Origin of the sequence: Myxococcus sp. AM009 (assembly GCF_013372605.1) — a bacterium.
Classification (GTDB): Bacteria; Myxococcota; Myxococcia; order Myxococcales; family Myxococcaceae; genus Myxococcus; species Myxococcus vastator.
In genome coordinates, this window is the sequence record NZ_JABXEP010000076.1 from 1 (window position 1) to 15,884 (window position 15,884).

Below are 15,884 nucleotides of genomic sequence, written 5' to 3' on the forward strand. Positions count from 1 at the left end.
CGCGTCCTCACCGCCGCTCAGATGCGTCAGGCCGAGCAGGCCGCCGAAGCCCGCCCGGCGTTCTCCATCAGCAACGCGGAGGGCATGCCGTGGCGGGCTTCGGCGGCCTGCTCGGCCTGACGCATCTGAGCGGCGGTGAGGACGCGCAACATGGCTTCACTCCCCTTTCGACTGGAGCACCACCGTGGCGGCGGCGACGTCCGCATCGTGGGTCAGCGCGAGGAAGGCCTCCAGCCCTCGCGCGTCCATGACCTCCAAGGCCACGCCGGACAGTGCGAAATAAGGCGCTCCGCCCTGCCGCCGGACCTCCATGTCCTTCCAGCGGATGCCCGGCGGCGCGCCCAGCGCCTTCACCAGGGCCTCCTTGGCGGCGAAGCGCGCGGCGTAGGCGCTGGCGGCGTCACTGCGCCGGCCGCACAGGGCCCGCTCCGCCTCGGTGTAGACGCGGTTCAGGAAGGGCTCCGCGCGAGGCCCGTCCAGGATGCGCTGGATGCGGGAGATGGAGCAGATGTCCAGGCCCAGGCCGCGAATTCCCATGGCGCCCTACCCCGGGTTGCGCATGAGCTCGAGCATCTCGCGCACCGCGCGCTCGAAGCCCACCAGCACCGCGCGCCCGACGATGGCGTGCCCGATGTTCAGCTCGTCGATTTCACCGATGCGGGCAATCGGCTGCACGTTGTCGTAGTTGAGCCCGTGGCCCGCGGCCACGCCCATGCCCAGCTTGGTGCCCGCCTTGGCCGCGTCGACGATGCGCGCCAGCTCCCGGGCCCGCTCCTTCTCGTTGCGCGCCTCGCAGTAGCGGCCGGTGTGCAGCTCGATGCGGTCCGCGTTCACCTTGTGCGCCGCCCGCACCTGGTCCAGGTCCGGGTCGATGAAGAGCGAGACGGCGATCTCCCCATCCTTCAGGTTCTTGATGATCTTCGCGATGTGCTCGCGCTGGTTGGCGACCTCCAGGCCGCCCTCCGTGGTGAGCTCCTCGCGGCGCTCCGGCACCAGCGTCACCACGTCCGGCTTGTGCTCGTAGGCGATCTTCACCATCTCCGCGGTGGCGGCCATCTCCAGGTTCAGGAGCGTCTGCACCGTCTCACGGAGGATGCGCAAGTCCCGGTCCTGGATGTGACGCCGGTCCTCGCGCAGGTGGATGGTGATCTGCTGCGCGCCGGCGAGCTCCGCCAGCGCCGCGGCCGTCACCGGATCCGGATACGGGGTGCGCCGCGCCTGACGCAGCGTCGCCACATGGTCCACGTTGACACCCAGTCGCTGTCCCATCGACCGCACCTCGCTCGTGCGCGGCCGTGGGATTGTCGAGGGGCCCCGGTGCGCGCTGGCCCTTCATCACGCCGCCAGCGTCCGGAAGTCAACCGCCGTTCGCAGCGGCGCTCAGACGCTGAGGGCCTTGGACAGCGCGTCCGCGATCTCCTTCGCGTAGGCCTGGTTGCGGGCGGCGTCCTCGCCCTCGATGAGGACGCGGGCCTTGGGCTCGGTGCCGGAGAAGCGCACCAGCACGCGGCCGGAGTTGCCCAGGCGCTGCTCCACGCTCTTGATGACCTTCATCACCGTGGGGAGCTCGCCCAGCTCCTTCTTCTGCTTCACCACGACGTTGATGAGCGTCTGGGGCACGGGCTCGAAGATGGAGGCCAGCTCGCTCAGGGGCTTGCCCGCCCGGCACATCACCGCCAGCAACTGGAGCGCCGCCAGGGTGCCGTCACCCGTGGTGGTGTGGTCCAGGAAGATGAGGTGGCCGCTCTGCTCGCCGCCCAGGTTGTAGCCGTTGCGGCGCATCTCATCGACGACGTAGCGGTCCCCCACGCGCGTGCGGGCCACCTTCACGCCCCAGCGCGCCACCGCGCGCTCCAGGCCGATGTTGCTCATCACCGTGGAGACCAACATCTTCTTCTTCAGCTGCTTGCGGGCCACCAGCTCACCCGTGCAGATGGCCATGATGGCGTCACCGTCGACGACCTTGCCCTTCTCGTCCACGACGATGAGGCGGTCGGCGTCACCGTCCAGGGCGATGCCCAGGTGCGCGCCGTGCTTCACCACCGCCTTGGCCAGGTTCTCCGGGAAGAGCGCGCCGCACTTGTGGTTGATGTTCTTGCCGTCCGGCGAAACGCCGAGCGCAATCACCTTGGCGCCCAGCTCCTCCAGCACGGCGGGCGCCGTCTTGTAGGCCGCGCCGTTGGCGCAGTCGACGACGATGGTCATCCCCTCCAGCGTCAGCTCGCGCGGGAAGGTGGCCTTCAGGAAGACGATGTAGCGGCCCCGCGCGTCCTCCATGCGGAAGGCCCGGCCAATCTTCGTGGCCGTCGGGCGGATGGAGTCGATGGAGCCGCTGGACACCAGCTCCTCGATCTTGCCTTCCGTCTCGTCCGGCAGCTTGAAGCCGTCGCGCCAGAAGAACTTGATGCCGTTGTCCTCGTAGGGGTTGTGGGACGCGGAGATGACGGCGCCGGCGTCCGCCCGCATGGAGGTGGTGATGTTGGAGATGCCCGGGGTCGGCAGCGGCCCGACGAGCTCCACGTCCACGCCCATGGAGGTGAGGCCCGCGGCCAGCGCCTGCTCCAGCATGTAGCCGGACAGCCGCGTGTCCTTCCCGACAATGACGCGGTGGCGATGCGGGCCATTGCGGATGAGGAACGCAAGCGCCCGCCCGAGCTGCATCGCGACCTCGGCAGTCATGGGATAGACGTTCGCCTTCCCGCGAACACCATCCGTGCCGAACAGCTTCTGGGAAGCCTGCGCCTCCTTCGGAGGCATGTTCATCCTGTACGCCATGTGTGCCGCTCCGCCTTTCCCACGCCGGGCCTGCGCCGGCCTCTCGACGTCGGGGCTTATACCCCGCCCACCACGCGGGCTCGAAGTTAGGAACCCCCTGCTCCCTGGGCAACCTCCCAGGCATGCAGGCCGACGCAGACTAAAAGAGGTTGCGAAATCAGTACCAACCGAACCGCCGCCGTCCATACACGGCGGCTCGGGGAGCGGCCAGCGGAAGGTGAAGGTTCGGTCCACGGCCTGAGGGCTGTAAGCCACACCTTGTTACCGGGTGTAGAGCGTCCCGCCGTCCTCGCACCTCCGGATGGCGTCCGCGACGGCCAGCGCGTCCCGGGACTCAGCCACGTCATGGACGCGCACGACGTCTGCCCCACCCAGCGCGGCCAGGGAGGCCACCGAACCCAGCGTCGCCGCCAGCCGTTCGGAGGCCGGCTTGCCGCCCGCCAACCGGCCGAGGAAGCCCTTGCGACTGGTGCCCACCAGCAACGGCAGCCCCAGGACGCGCAGCTCGTGGAGCCGGCGCAGCAGGAAGAGGTTGTGCTCGAACGTCTTGCCGAAGCCGATGCCCGGGTCCACCAGGATGCGCCCGCGGGGGATGCCCGCCGCGCCAGCCCGGGCGACGGCCGCCTCCAGGAAGCCCAGCACGTCCTCGACGACGTCGTCGTAGCGCGGCGCCTGCTGCATCGTGGCCGGAGTGCCCTGGATGTGCATCAGGCAGCAGGCCGCGCCGGCCTCGGCCACCACGCGGGGCAGGTCGGCATCGGAGCTGAAGCCGGTGATGTCGTTGATGAGGTGCGCGCCGGCCTTCAGCGCCTCGCGCGCCACGGCGGCCTTGGTCGTGTCCACGGACAGGGGCACGTCGGTCCGGGCCCGCAGGCCCTCGATGACGGGAAGCACCCGCGCCAGCTCCTCGTCGGCGCTCACCGGCAAGGCGCCAGGCCGGGTGGACTCGCCTCCCACGTCGAGCAGGTCCGCCCCCGCCTCGGCCAGGGCCAGCCCGTGGGCGATGGTGGCCTCCGTCCCGGCGTGGCGCCCGCCATCCGAGAAGCTGTCCGGCGTCGCGTTCACCACGCCCATGACGTAGGTGCGGGAGCCCCACTCAAAGCGCCGGGCGCCCAGCGTCAGCACCGCGGGCGACACGCCCACGGCCAGCGCGGACGCCACCGCCGATGCCAGCGCGGACAGCCCCCCATCGTCGGCGCGAGCGGCCGTCACCAGCCGCTGGAACTGCTCAGCGCGTCCCGTCAGCAGCCCCGTCCCCGGGCGGGCCTGGGCGTCTCCGGGAAGCCAGGCGGGGAGCGCCTCGGGCAGCGTCTGAAGGAAGGCCTCTTCCTGGTGGCGCAGCCCGGTGAGGAGGAGCCGTGTGAAGGGCAGCGCCTTCAACAGGGCTGGCTGCGAGGCCTCCGTCAGCCCCATCCGCCGGAAGGCCAGGACGAGGTCCTCCGGGGGCTCGAAGGTCAGAGGGCGGGCGCGAATCATCGGGAGGCTCCAGGGAGGGGGCCGCGCACCGCCACCAGGACGGGACGCGCGTCCCTACCCTACCGCTCCCGAGCGCGCGTGGGTGGCTCAGGCGGCCTGCTCGGCCTGCGCCTTCACGGCCTGGACCTCGATGGCGATTTCAATCTTCTCGCCGACGAGCACGCCGCCCGTCTCCAGCGCCTGGTTCCACGTCAGACCGAAGTCGCGGCGGTCCACCGACGTCTTCGCCTCGAACGCGGCCTTGACGTTGCCCCACGGGTCCTTGCCCACGCCGAGCTGCTCGGCGTCCAGCACCACCTCGCGGGTGATGTCGCGGATGGTCAGGTTGCCCGTCACCTTCAGCCCGTCGCCGGACGCCCGCTCCACCTTCGTGCTCTTGAACGTGATGCGGGGGAACTTCTCCACGTCGAAGAAGTCCGGCGAGCGCAGGTGGTTGTCACGCTGCTCGACGCCGGAGTCGATGCTGGCCGTCTCGATGGTGACGGCGACGGAGGACTTCGTGACGTCCTGCTCGTCCAGGGAGACGGCGCCGCTGTACTTGCGGAAGCTGCCGCGAACCTTGGCGATGACCATGTGGCGGACGGAGAAGTGGATGCCGGAGTGGGTGGCGTCGATGTTCCAGGTCGTGGTGGCCATGAGGTGCCTTCCTTTTCGGTGAAGCGGTGTGTTCGACGAGGAGGAAGGTAGCGGTGGGCCCCGGGCTTGATTAGATGGGCCAGAATGGAAGAACTGTTCCACCCATGGAACAGCGCCCCGGGAAGGACGGGAGATGGACCTCAACGAGCTGCTCGTCTTCGCACGCGTGGTCCAGGCAGGCAGCTTCACCGCGGCGGCGCGTGGGCTGCGGATGCCCAAGTCCACGGTGAGCCGGAAGGTGTCGGAGCTGGAGACGCGGGTCGGCGCGCAGCTGCTCCAGCGAACCACGCGCAAGCTGCGCCTCACCGACGTGGGCCGGACGTACTACGAGCACTGCGCGCGCATCGTCGCGGAGGCGGAGCAGGCCGAGCTGGCCGTGACGCGGATGCAGTCCGCCCCCCATGGCCTGCTGCGCGTGACGACGCCGCTGACGTTCAGCTTCATCGGGCCGCTGGTGTCCACGTTCATCAAGCAGTACCCGGAGGTCCAGCTCGAGCTGGTGTGCACCGACCGCAACGTGGACCTGATGGAGGAAGGCTTCGACGTGGCGATTCGCGCCGGACGGCTGGCCGACTCGTCACTCATGGCGCGGCGGCTGGGCAGCGTGGAGCGCGTCGTCGTCGCGGCGCCCAGCTACCTCAAGGCGCGCGGGGCGCCCAAGACTCCGAAGGATTTGGAGAAGCATGACTGCCTCCTCTTCGGCGCGGGCCTGGAGAACAACGTCTGGACGCTCCACTCCGGCAACCGCTCGGTGGACATCAAGGTGCCCGCCCGAGTCGTCGTGAATGAGCCGGACATGCTCTACGCGGTCGCGCGGGCGGGCTCCGGCATCGCCCTGCTCCCCAACCTCCACTTCACCTCGGAGCTGGCCGCCGGGCGCCTGCAGCGCATCCTGCCGGACTGGAGCTCCACGGGCACCCCCGTCCACGCCGTCTACCCGAGCACGCGGCACCACGCTCCCAAGGTGGTGGCCTTCGTGGAGTGCCTGCGCGAGCACTGGCCCATCCCCGGCTGAATGGGGCATCGTTCCATGGGTGGAACGATGCTTCCCATTGTCCATGCCTAGTCCCGACAGGCCCTCACGCACATCATGTCTCTCGAAACAGCGGCCGCCATCCAGGCGCCGCCGCGGAAAGGAATGTCATGATTACCATTCGCCCCTCGGAAGCCCGCGGCCACGCCAACCACGGCTGGCTGGACTCCCACCACACGTTCTCCTTCGCCGGCTACTATGACCCGGACTTCATGGGCTTCCGTGCCCTGCGCGTCATCAACGAGGATCGCGTCGCGCCCCATGAGGGCTTCGGCACGCACCCTCACCGGGACATGGAAATCATCACCTACCCGCTCAGCGGCGCCATTGGCCACCGCGACAGCACGGGCGGAGAGGGCCTGCTGCGCGCCGGTGAAGTCCAGCGGATGACAGCCGGCACGGGTGTGTTGCACAGCGAGATGAACGGCGCGGATGAGCAGCTCCACTTCCTGCAGATCTGGATCATCCCGGACCGCAAGGGCCTGACGCCTGGCTACGAGCAGAAGGCCTTCCCGGAGTCCGAGCGCCAGGGCTGCTGGCGGGTGGTGGCCAGCCCGGACGCCCGGGACGGGAGCCTCACGGTGCACCAGGACGTGGTGCTTCACGCGACGCTGCTGGGCACGGGCGAGCAGGCGACGTACACGCTCGCTCCGGGCCGCCACGCCTGGCTGCAGCTGGCGCGGGGCAAGGCCACGCTCAACGGCGTGGAGCTGAAGGCCGGTGACGGCGTCGCGGTGGCGGACGAGTCGCAGCTCGTCCTCTCCGCCACGGAGCCGGTGGAAGCGCTGCTGTTCGACCTGGCCTGAGGCCACCTCGCGGAAACGAAAGAGAGCACGACATGAGCCGGGACGACTTGAACGCGGAGCAGCTTCCCTCTTCGATGGAGACACTCATCGTCGCGCCCTCACGCGACCTGGGCGACGGGTTCGAGGTGCGGCGCGCGCTGCCCTCGGCCCGCCGCCGGATGGTGGGGCCCTTCGTCTTTCTGGACCAGATGGGCCCCGCCGGCTTCCAACCCGGCCACGGCCTGGATGTGCGGCCCCATCCGCACATCGGGCTGGCCACCGTCACCTACCTCTTCGACGGCGAAGTCATGCACCGGGACAGCCTGGGCACGACGCAGCCCATCCGCCCCGGCGCGGTGAACTGGATGACGGCGGGCAACGGCATCGTCCACTCGGAGCGCACCGGGCCCGGCCCACGCGCCGCGGGCAGCAAGCTCTTTGGCATGCAGGCGTGGGTGGCGCTGCCCAAGCGCCACGAGGAGACGGCCCCGGCCTTCGTCCACCACCCCGAGGAGCAGATGCCCTGCCACGAGGGTGAGGGCGCGCGGATGCGCGTCATCACCGGCACCGTGCACGGTCAGCGCTCGCCGGTGCAGACGCTGTCGGACATGTTCTACGCGGACGTGGCGCTGGAGGCCGGCGCGCGCTTCGTGGTTCCGGCCGAGCACGAGGAGCGGGCGATGTACCTCGTCCAGGGCACCGTGGAAGTGGACGGCATGGCCTTCGAGCCAGGAGAGCTGCTCGTCTTCCGGCCCGGCGGCGCCGTCACCCTCCGCGCCACCGCGGCGGCGCGGCTGCTGGTGCTCGGTGGGGAGCCCATGGACGGGCCGCGCTACCTGTTCTGGAACTTCGTCTCCAGTTCGAAGGAGCGGCTGGAGCAGGCGAAGGAGGACTGGAAGGCCGGCCGCTTCGCCGCCGTCCCGGACGAGACGGAGTTCATCCCCCTGCCCGAGGCCCCCCTGCCCGTGCGCTACCCGTAGGCGCGTGACAGCCCGCAAGGCAGAAGGCCCTTCCCAGCAGCGTGGGAAGGGCCTTCTTCACTTCAGCTCAACCGCTGGAGGCGCGTGAGGCTCAGGCCTTCTTCGGCTCCATCGCGGGCAGTCCCTCGAGCGCGTCGAGGATCTTCCGCTTGTCCTTCTTCTCCGTCGCCTTCGGGGGCGCATTCACTCGCGGGGGCGGACGCTCACGGGTCAGCTGCCCACCCTGGAGGAGGATGTTGACGTCCTCGGCGTCCAGCGTCTCGTACTCCACCAGCGCGTCCGTCACGCGGCGCAGGGCCTCGATGTTCTCCGTCAGCAGCTGCTTGCCGCGCTCGTAGCAGCCCACGACGATGCTGCGGACCTCGGAGTCAATCTGCCGGGCGGTGTCCTCGGAGTAGTCCTTGGACGAGTTGAAGTCGCGGCCCAGGAACACCTCACCGTCGCTCTTGCCGAACGCCAGGGGGCCCAGCTTCTCGCTCATGCCCCAGCGGCACACCATGGCGCGGGCCGTCTCGGTGGCCCGCTCGATGTCGTTGGCGGCGCCGCTGCTCATCTCGTTGAACATGAGCTCTTCGGCGATGCGGCCGCCCATGGCCATGGAGATCTGATCCAGCATCTGCTTCTTGTAGCCGTTGACCTTGTCCTCGGTGGGCAGGCTCCAGGTGACGCCCAGGGCCTGACCGCGCGGGATGATGGTGACCTTGTGGAGCGGGTCGCAGCCCGGGAGGAGCTTGGCCAGCAGCGCGTGGCCCGCCTCGTGGGTGGCGGTGTTCCGCGTCTCCTTCTCGGTCATGATCATGGAGCGCCGCTCGGGGCCCATGAAGACCTTGTCCTTGGCGGCCTCGAAGTCGCTCAGGTCCACGCGCTCCTTGTTCTGCCGCGCGGCCATCAGCGCCGACTCGTTGACGAGGTTCTCCAGGTCCGCGCCCGTCATGCCAGGCGTCCCGCGGGCGATGACCTCCAGGTCCACTTCCGGCGCCAGCGGCACGCGGCGGGTGTGCACCTTCAGCACGCCCAGGCGGCCCTTCACGTCGGGGCGCGGCACCACGATGCGCCGGTCGAAGCGGCCGGGACGCTGGAGCGCCGGATCCAACACGTCCGGACGGTTGGTGGCGGCAATCAGGATGACGCCGTCGTTGGACTCGAAGCCGTCCATCTCCACCAGGAGCTGGTTGAGCGTCTGCTCGCGCTCGTCGTGTCCACCGCCCAGGCCCGCGCCACGGTGACGGCCCACGGCGTCGATTTCGTCGATGAAGATGATGCAGGGGGCGTTCTTCTTGCCCTGCTCGAAGAGGTCACGGACGCGGCTGGCGCCGACGCCCACGAACATCTCCACGAAGTCCGAGCCGGAGATGGAGAAGAACGGCACGCCGGCCTCGCCGGCCACCGCGCGGGCGAGCAGCGTCTTGCCCGTTCCCGGCGAGCCCATCATCAGCACGCCCTTGGGAATGCGGCCGCCCAGCTTGGTGAACTTCTTCGGATCCTTGAGGAAGGCGACAATCTCCTCGAGCTCTTCCTTGCACTCGTCCGCGCCGGCCACGTCCGCGAAGGTGACCTTGTTGTGGCTCTCGTTGAGGAGCTTGGCCTTCGACTTGCCGAACGTCATGGCCTTGCCGCTGCCACCCTGCAGCTGGCGCATGAAGAAGATGAAGAACAGGAACAGGAAGACGACCGGCATCCACTGACCGAGGATGGTCAGCCAGAGGCTGTTCTGCTCCTCCCGCTCGTACTTCACGTCCACGCCATTGCTACGGAGCTGGTTCAGCATCGCCGCATCCGGCGCCGGCCCCGTCGTACGGAACTTCTCCGACGTGTCGGTGAACTTGCCGGAATAGGTGTTGCCCTTGACGGCAACCTCCTGGACCTTCTTCTCCTCCACCTTCGTCAGCAACTGGGTGAAGGACGGTTCCTGGACCTGGTCGTTGCCCTGGGAGAAGAAATTGTAGAAGGCGACGAAGAGGACGATCAGGATGACCCAGAGCCCGATGGTCTTGTAAGTCGAACGCACGTGTCAGCTGCCCTTTCGGAACTCGGCGGGATGAGGGCCGCGCTGGGAAGAACCCCAGCTTTATCCATCACTTGGCCGACACCAGGCGAGCTACCCAGCGGCGGACCGTATCAGCAACAGCAAAAAGCCCTCAACTATTTAGGGGGCCGCGCCCATCCCCCGAACTGCGACTCTGCCACTCTATAACGCCGCGGTCCGCTGAATGCTCGAACCGGGGGGAGCCGCCCAGAGGTACTCCCTGGCGGCCGCACGCGGAACCGCGGGTGGCCAGAGGCCGGGGAGCCACAACACCTGCCCCTCGGCGTCCGCCACCACGGGCCGCGTGTCCCGCGCTTCCGCGGGCACCCGAAGATCCACCAACACATCCTGAAGCTTTCGTCGTCCCACGCCAGTGCGTACCCGGTCCCCGGGGCGGCGTGTCCGCACGGTCAGCGGCCAGCGCGTCCCGTCCCCGAGCGCCAGCCCGAGCACCCCCGTGGGTGGAGGTGCGGACTCGACGGAAAAATTCCAGCCCGTCCCCACGAGCGTGCCCCGCGCGCCCGCGTGCGCCAGCCGCAGCTCGGCCGGTGGAGGGGCCGGCACCTGCCGCACGCAGCGCACCCGTCCGCTGCTCGCGCGCAGCACGTGGCCCCGCCCCAACGTGGCCGAGCCGCCCTGGTCCACCGCGCGCTGCACGCGGGCCAGCGTGGCCTCATCCACCGCGGCCTCCGCGCCGGCCACCAGCCGGGCGAGCACCCGCCGGCGCAGCGCGGGCTCCAGCGCCCGCACGCCCACGACATCCAGGGCGCCATCCTCCAGGCTCAGCCGCGCGAAGGCCGCGTCCGCCATGGACGCCAGCAGCGACTCGTCCTCCGCGGCCACGCGCGCGAAGGCGGCCAGGTGCCCCTCCACCGCGAAGCCGGCGGCGCGCGACAGGGCGGGTAGCACGCCCAGGCGAACGCGCGTCCGGAAGTGGGCAGGGTCGGCGTTCATCGGGTCTGTCGTATAGGAGACACCCTGCTCCGCCAGGAAGGCCACCACGTCTTCGCGCGTGCGCGACAGCAGGGGCCGCACCAGTCCGGGGCGCGCTTCATGGATGCCCACCGCGCCGCGAAGCGCGGTGCCGCGCGCCAGGCGCATGAGCAGCGTCTCCGCCTGGTCGGAGGCGGTATGCGCGGTGGCCACGACGCCCAGGCCCCGCTCACGGCGGAGCGCCTCCAGCGCCGCATAGCGGGCCTCCCTCGCGCGCGCCTCGATGCCAGCCCCCGGCCGCAGCCGCAGCGCCTGGACATGGCAGGGCAGCCCCCGGGCGGCAGCCAGGACGGACACCCGGCGGGCTTCCTCCGCCGCTTCGGGACGCAGGCCATGGTCCAGCGAGGCCACCTCCACGCGCAGCCGGAGCGGCTCGGCGACGAGCGCGGTGCCCACCAGCAGCGCCGTGGAGTCCGCGCCGCCGGAGACAGCGAGCAGCACCGAACCTCCCTCCAGTCCCAGCCGGGTGTACGCCGCTCGAAGCGTCGTCGTCAGCAGCGGTGTGGCGGAATCGTGACGGGGCATCGGACCGCGGTGGAATGGAGTGTCGGGTGCGCGGGTTACAGGAACACGTGCGGTTGAAGGCAGGGGGGCAGATTCTTATGATCGTCACAACATCGAATCAGCGGAGAGGCGGTAGCGGAAATACACGCGGCCGCGCGCGCTGTTCTTGGAACGGTCGAATTTTGAGCTGTTGGACCTAGGGGTCCCCCCCCTCCCCCTCTGGGTCCACGGGTCCGCCCGGAGATTTTCTCCAGGCGGTCCCTCTTTCCGAAGCGCCCCGGACTTCCTCGTGGAGTCCGGGGCGTTTCCTTTTTCGCGCACGGTTGCACAGCTTACGTGCGACTGGACGAGCAAGGGGGCAGAGGGTGCGACCTCGGAATGAGTCCTTGGAAACCGTTGACCCTCTTGGGAGTCTGTCGGATAACGGCCCAGGTGTGTTCAGGTCGTCACCCCGAATCCGCCCCGGAGACCCAAGTATGGCAGGCACCGACAAGCGCAAGCAGTCGCTGTACTTCCCCGAGGAGATGCTGAAGGAGATCCAGGAAGAGGCGACCCGCCAGGACCGCTCCCTGTCCTGGGTCGTGCAGCAGGCGTGGAAGATCGCCCGCGAGCGCATCAAGTCGTTCCCCGCCGTGAATGACGTGACTGGCGACGAGCGCCAGGACCCTCGGGAGGAGTAACGACGGATGGCTACGACGGACCATCGTAAACAGAGTCTCTATTTCCCCGAGGACATGCTGGAGGAGATCCAGCGTGAGGCGACGCGGCAGGACCGCTCGCTGTCCTGGATTGTCCAGCAGGCGTGGAAGGTGGCACGCGGGGACATCCGGAAGATGCCGTCGGTCAACGACGTCCTCAGCCCGCCGCCTCGTCCCGCGGCCCCCGCGCCCGCCCCCGCTCAGCCGGTGACGGCCGTGGCGGTGGCGCCCTCCGAAGAGCCCAAGTAGTTCCGGAGGGCCGGCTCCACGCCCGGCTCCCCACCCTCACCTGCCCGCGGGCCTCGCGGGCAGGGCGCAATTCTGGAAGACGACTCGCGACGCCTCGCGCAGCGCCTGCACGGGCGTTGGGTGCCTGGTCTTCATGTACGCCGACGCGAGGTTGGCTTCCGTCCCGCGCAGCTTGCGCGCCTGCACCGGGTTGCGGTCCGGGTTCTGTCCCGCGTTGCCCAGCGCCGCGCCGTAGCCGTCTCCCCCATCCAGGAGGTACGCGTTCATGGCCACGCGGTAGCGGATGGACGCGTCCTCGCGCGCGGGCAGCGCCACGGGCACCCCACCCACCGTCAGCTCGCGCACGCGCGAGCCCTCCGGCTGGGCGCAGTCCACGCGCAGCGAGCTGCCCTCCGACACGTGGAGGAAGGCGCCGGAGGGCGAGGCGATGCTCTGCCCTTCCGTGTACAGCGAGCCCACGGACAGCTCCATCATGTCCACGAGCTCCTTCTCCGTGAGGTCCACCGTCACGACGAGGTTCTCGAAGAGGAGGAGCTCGTGCAGCACGCCGTCGGTGAGCGCGCCCTGGCGCAGCGAGGTCCGCGTGACGCACAGGCCCTCCTGGCGCAGCGAGCCGCCGTTGACGACGCCCAGCACCGCGGGGCGCGTGGAGTCATCCTCCGCGTGGAGGAGCGCATCCGCGACGAGCTGGCCCAGCGCATTGTTGTCGTGCCGGGTGTAGACCTTGTCGAGCAGCACCTCATGGGCCAGGTAGCCCACGACGGCGTCGGGGTCCTCCACCAGGGGCTGGCACGAGTCGTTGTAGGCGATGCAGCCGCCGTGGAAGGCGCCCAGGGCGAAGCCAAGCGCGGCGAAGAGGGAGCGGGAGCGCGGCATCAGTAGTGGGCCCTCACGGTGAGGAATCCGGACATGCCCTCGCGCGGCAGCAGCCCGGGGACACGGTCCGGACGGGGCACGTCGTCGCGAAGGTCATTGTCGAACAGGTTGTGCGCCACCAGCGCCACCTCGAAGTGCTCCAGGATGGGCTCGGTGCGCAGCTGCGCGGTGATGAGGCTGTAGGACGGAATCTTGTAGCGGCGGATGAGCTCCAGCACGGAGCGGCTGTTGTTGCGCCGCTCCGCGCCCGTGCGCACCACCACGTCGAAGTTCACATAGGCGCCAATGGGCATCGTCACCCCGGCGTTGAAGCGCGCCTGCGGCGTGTCGGTGAGCAGGCGGGACTGGGTGGGCAGCTCCAGGTCCTCCGCGCGGGAGATGCTGGCGTTGAGCCACGCATACGCGCGCTTGGAGGCCTCCAGCCGGGCCTCGCCCTCCACGCCGTACACCCGCACGCCCAGCTCGCGGTTGCGCAGCGGGACGATGTTGCCGGACGTGTCCACGGGGACGATGGGCGAGCCGAACAACGCCACGTACGCGTTGGCGCGCAGCCGCACCCGCGCGTCCCCCGCCGCCTGGACGAGGTCCGCGCCCAGCTCGAAGGTGTCCACCGTGGTGGGCTGGAGGCGCGGGTTGCCCTCGAAGCGGCCCTGGTTGTAGTTCGTGTCCGGGATGCGCTCGACCAGCTCCTGCAGCGTGGGGGCGCGGAAGGCACGCCCGTAGAGGGCCTTGAGCACCAGCGAGTCGGTGGCCGCGAACACCAGTCCCACGCGCGGATTGAGGGTGGGCACGAAGCGCGTTCCGTTGATGGCGCCGGACGCGTCCACCGTGGGCAGCTGGGTGGCGTCCATGCGCACGCCGAACGTGAGCGTGAGCGCGTTGACGACGGTCCACTGGTCCTGCGCGAACAGCCCCACGTTGAGGCGACGGGACGCGGCGCCGCTCGTCAGGTCCACCAGGCCCTCCGGCCGCGCCAGGCCCTCCGGCCGCACCTGCGCGTCCAGGGTGTAGTTCGTCACGTAGTCGTATTCGCCCAGCGACTGCTGCTCCACCACCGCGCCCAGGGAGAGGCGGTTGTAGGCGCCCAGGGCCACGTCCGCGTCCACGGAGCCGGTGAGCGAGCGCACGGAGACGCGCGTCTGCTCCTGCATCCCCGCTTCGAACAGGCGGCTGGTGCCCGTGCCGGTGCTGAAGTCGCGGGGGGTGATTTGAAAGAAGCGGTCGGTGGACTGCTGGTCATACGCGGCGCGCGCGCGGAGCGTCACGTCGGGTCCGAAGGCGCGCTCCCAGGTCAGGTCCGCGAGGAAGACGTTCCAGCCCAGCTTGGAGTCCTCGCCCACCGTGTCGAAGAGGCCCACCAGGGCGCTGCGGCGCTCCGTGAGGAAGCGCGCGGAGGCCCCCAGGCGGCCCGCGTCGCCCATGGCGTAGGTGGCGCCCGCGCCCGCGTTGAAGAGGAAGCGCTCGTCGCGGGTGCGCCCCGCGGGGTCCGTCACGTCACGCAGGCCCTGCGAGCGCGACTCGTCGTCCAGGCCGTCGTTCTCAATGACGGTGGAGTCACCGGCCTGGCTCCACAGGTCCACGTCCGCGAAGACGCGCAGGTTTCCGGCGGTGTGCCCCGCGGAGAGGTGACCGTTGCCCGTGACGGCGAGCCGGTCATCCTGGCCCGGGTAGCCGCCGACGGACACGGCCGTGCGGACGCCGTCCGACGTGTCCGTGACGATGTTGACCACGCCCAGGAAGGCACCGGCGCCATAGAGGGCGGAGCCAGGGCCGCGGATGACCTCCACCCGCTCCAGGTTCTCCACCGGCAGGTTCATCAGCGCCTTGCCGTCGAAGAAGCTGTTGAGGCGATGGCCGTTGAGGAGGAAGAGCACCTCCGCGTCGTTGCGCAGGCCGCGGATGGCGGTGCGGTGGAAGCCCTGCACGTCCCGGCTGACCGAAAGGCCGGGCACCACGTCCAGGACGTCGGCCACGGTGCGCGCGCCCAGGGAGCGCAGCTGCTGCTGACTGAACGAGGCGCCAATGGCGGGCACCGTCCGCACCGCCGCCTCGTGACGCGTGGCCAGGGCCAGCGTGTCCTCCGCGCTGTAGAGGGCCAGGTCCTCCTCCAGCTCGGAGCGGGTGGGCGCCGGCGCACGCGACGCGGGCGCGCCGCCTGGCGCCTCGGAGGTCCGGGACGACCGTGCCGACGACGAGGCCTCCGTGGGCGCATCCGCGGGCAGGTCCGCCGTGAGCGCGGCCATGGAGTCATCCTGCGGCGCCTGCGCGCGCGGACGCTCGGGCGGAGGCGTGCGCTCGGGCGGAGCGGCGCGCGGCGGCGTCCGGCCTGGCGGGGGGCGGCGCGTGGGAGGCGGCGTGGGCCGGACGATGGACGCACTGGCCGGCGTCTCGCCGCCCACGAGCACGCGCACGGGACGCGAGGCGGACTGGAAGAGCGGCACGCGCTGGCCATCCGCGGTGAGGCCCTCGACGTAGTACTCGATGCCGGGCGGGACGACGTGCTCCGCGGGAATCACGGCCCGGTACAGGTCGCCGTACTCCCGCTCCATGGGCCGTCGGGCGTAGGGCTCGCCTGGGCCTCGGTAGCGCACGTACAGCTCGAGGACGCGGCGGCCTTCCACCAACGTGCCGTCGAGCTGCAACGCGACGCGCGGCTCGGCGCGCTCCGGCGGGGAGTGCAGGAGACCTGGCTCCTCGGCGCGGCCGGGCACCGCCATGATGAGGACCAGGCTGAGGAGGGTCGCGCGAGCGTGTGCGGTCTTCAAGGCTGAGCGCCATGCTCCATTGGCCGTCCGTCCCAGTCAAGGAACGCACCCGACACCCGGGCGCGCCGTTTTTTTGCCGGGCCCGCGG

The 15,884-nt window shown here is 70.1% G+C and carries 14 protein-coding genes; 5 read left to right on the plus strand and 9 right to left on the minus strand.

Going from position 1 to position 15,884, the window contains the following annotated elements:
• Positions 1–156: 156 nt before the first annotated feature.
• The 5 genes from acpS to HV824_RS19635 all read right to left on the minus strand — a co-directional run bounded on the left by acpS (position 157) and on the right by HV824_RS19635 (position 4,887).
• Positions 157–537, minus strand: a complete 381-nt coding sequence (gene acpS, locus HV824_RS19615; protein ID WP_176423988.1) for a holo-ACP synthase — start codon at positions 535–537, stop codon at positions 157–159.
• A 6-nt stretch (positions 538–543) separates the two neighbouring features.
• Positions 544–1,269, minus strand: coding sequence for a pyridoxine 5'-phosphate synthase (locus HV824_RS19620; RefSeq protein ID WP_176415138.1), 726 nt, complete (start codon positions 1,267–1,269; stop codon positions 544–546).
• A 111-nt stretch (positions 1,270–1,380) separates the two neighbouring features.
• Positions 1,381–2,775, minus strand: a complete 1,395-nt coding sequence (gene glmM / locus HV824_RS19625; protein WP_176415139.1) for a phosphoglucosamine mutase — start codon at positions 2,773–2,775, stop codon at positions 1,381–1,383.
• Positions 2,776–3,036: 261 nt separating this feature from the next.
• Positions 3,037–4,251 carry a dihydropteroate synthase gene (gene folP, locus HV824_RS19630; RefSeq protein WP_176423989.1) on the minus strand — a complete coding sequence of 405 codons (1,215 nt, stop codon included), beginning with the start codon at positions 4,249–4,251 and terminating at the stop codon, positions 3,037–3,039.
• Positions 4,252–4,338: 87 nt separating this feature from the next.
• Positions 4,339–4,887: a YceI family protein gene (locus tag HV824_RS19635; protein ID WP_176415141.1), complete on the minus strand. Its 549-nt coding sequence runs from the start codon at positions 4,885–4,887 to the stop codon at positions 4,339–4,341.
• 133 nt (positions 4,888–5,020) lie between these two features.
• On the opposite strand from HV824_RS19635, the gene HV824_RS19640 reads away from it, so the two are divergent.
• The 3 genes from HV824_RS19640 (at position 5,021) to HV824_RS19650 (ending at position 7,685) form a co-directional block, all read left to right on the plus strand.
• Positions 5,021–5,902, plus strand: coding sequence for a LysR family transcriptional regulator (locus HV824_RS19640; RefSeq protein ID WP_176415142.1), 882 nt, complete (start codon positions 5,021–5,023; stop codon positions 5,900–5,902).
• A gap of 128 nt (positions 5,903–6,030) precedes the next feature.
• A complete protein-coding gene (locus HV824_RS19645) occupies positions 6,031–6,726 on the plus strand; it encodes a pirin family protein (protein ID WP_176415143.1) in 696 nt (231 codons plus the stop codon).
• 32 nt (positions 6,727–6,758) lie between these two features.
• Positions 6,759–7,685 (plus strand): pirin family protein, encoded by a 927-nt coding sequence (locus tag HV824_RS19650; RefSeq protein ID WP_176415144.1) that lies wholly within the window; start codon positions 6,759–6,761, stop codon positions 7,683–7,685.
• Positions 7,686–7,776: 91 nt separating this feature from the next.
• Here the strand turns inward: HV824_RS19650 and ftsH are convergent, their stop codons facing one another.
• Entirely contained in the window at positions 7,777–9,693 is a 1,917-nt protein-coding gene (gene ftsH / locus HV824_RS19655; RefSeq protein WP_176415145.1) for an ATP-dependent zinc metalloprotease FtsH, read from the minus strand.
• 180 nt (positions 9,694–9,873) lie between these two features.
• Positions 9,874–11,229, minus strand: a complete 1,356-nt coding sequence (tilS, locus tag HV824_RS19660) for a tRNA lysidine(34) synthetase TilS (protein WP_176415146.1) — start codon at positions 11,227–11,229, stop codon at positions 9,874–9,876.
• Positions 11,230–11,684: 455 nt separating this feature from the next.
• On the opposite strand from tilS, the gene HV824_RS19665 reads away from it, so the two are divergent.
• Positions 11,685–11,888 (plus strand): TIGR04563 family protein, encoded by a 204-nt coding sequence (locus HV824_RS19665; RefSeq protein WP_002638649.1) that lies wholly within the window; start codon positions 11,685–11,687, stop codon positions 11,886–11,888.
• A 6-nt stretch (positions 11,889–11,894) separates the two neighbouring features.
• Complete coding sequence (locus tag HV824_RS19670; RefSeq protein WP_011554363.1) at positions 11,895–12,155, plus strand: TIGR04563 family protein; 261 nt, start codon at positions 11,895–11,897, stop codon at positions 12,153–12,155.
• Positions 12,156–12,191: 36 nt separating this feature from the next.
• Here HV824_RS19670 and HV824_RS19675 read toward each other — a convergent pair whose 3' ends face one another.
• Together HV824_RS19675 and HV824_RS19680 are read right to left on the minus strand one after the other, a co-directional pair.
• Positions 12,192–13,031 (minus strand): 5'-nucleotidase C-terminal domain-containing protein, encoded by an 840-nt coding sequence (locus tag HV824_RS19675; RefSeq protein WP_176415147.1) that lies wholly within the window; start codon positions 13,029–13,031, stop codon positions 12,192–12,194.
• The gene (locus HV824_RS19680; RefSeq protein WP_176415148.1) at positions 13,031–15,796 is read right to left on the minus strand and encodes a TonB-dependent siderophore receptor; all 2,766 of its coding nucleotides are present in this window, start codon (positions 15,794–15,796) and stop codon (positions 13,031–13,033) included. The genes HV824_RS19675 and HV824_RS19680 overlap by 1 nt, the downstream gene beginning before the upstream one ends.
• Between the last annotated feature and the right edge of the window lie 88 nt (positions 15,797–15,884).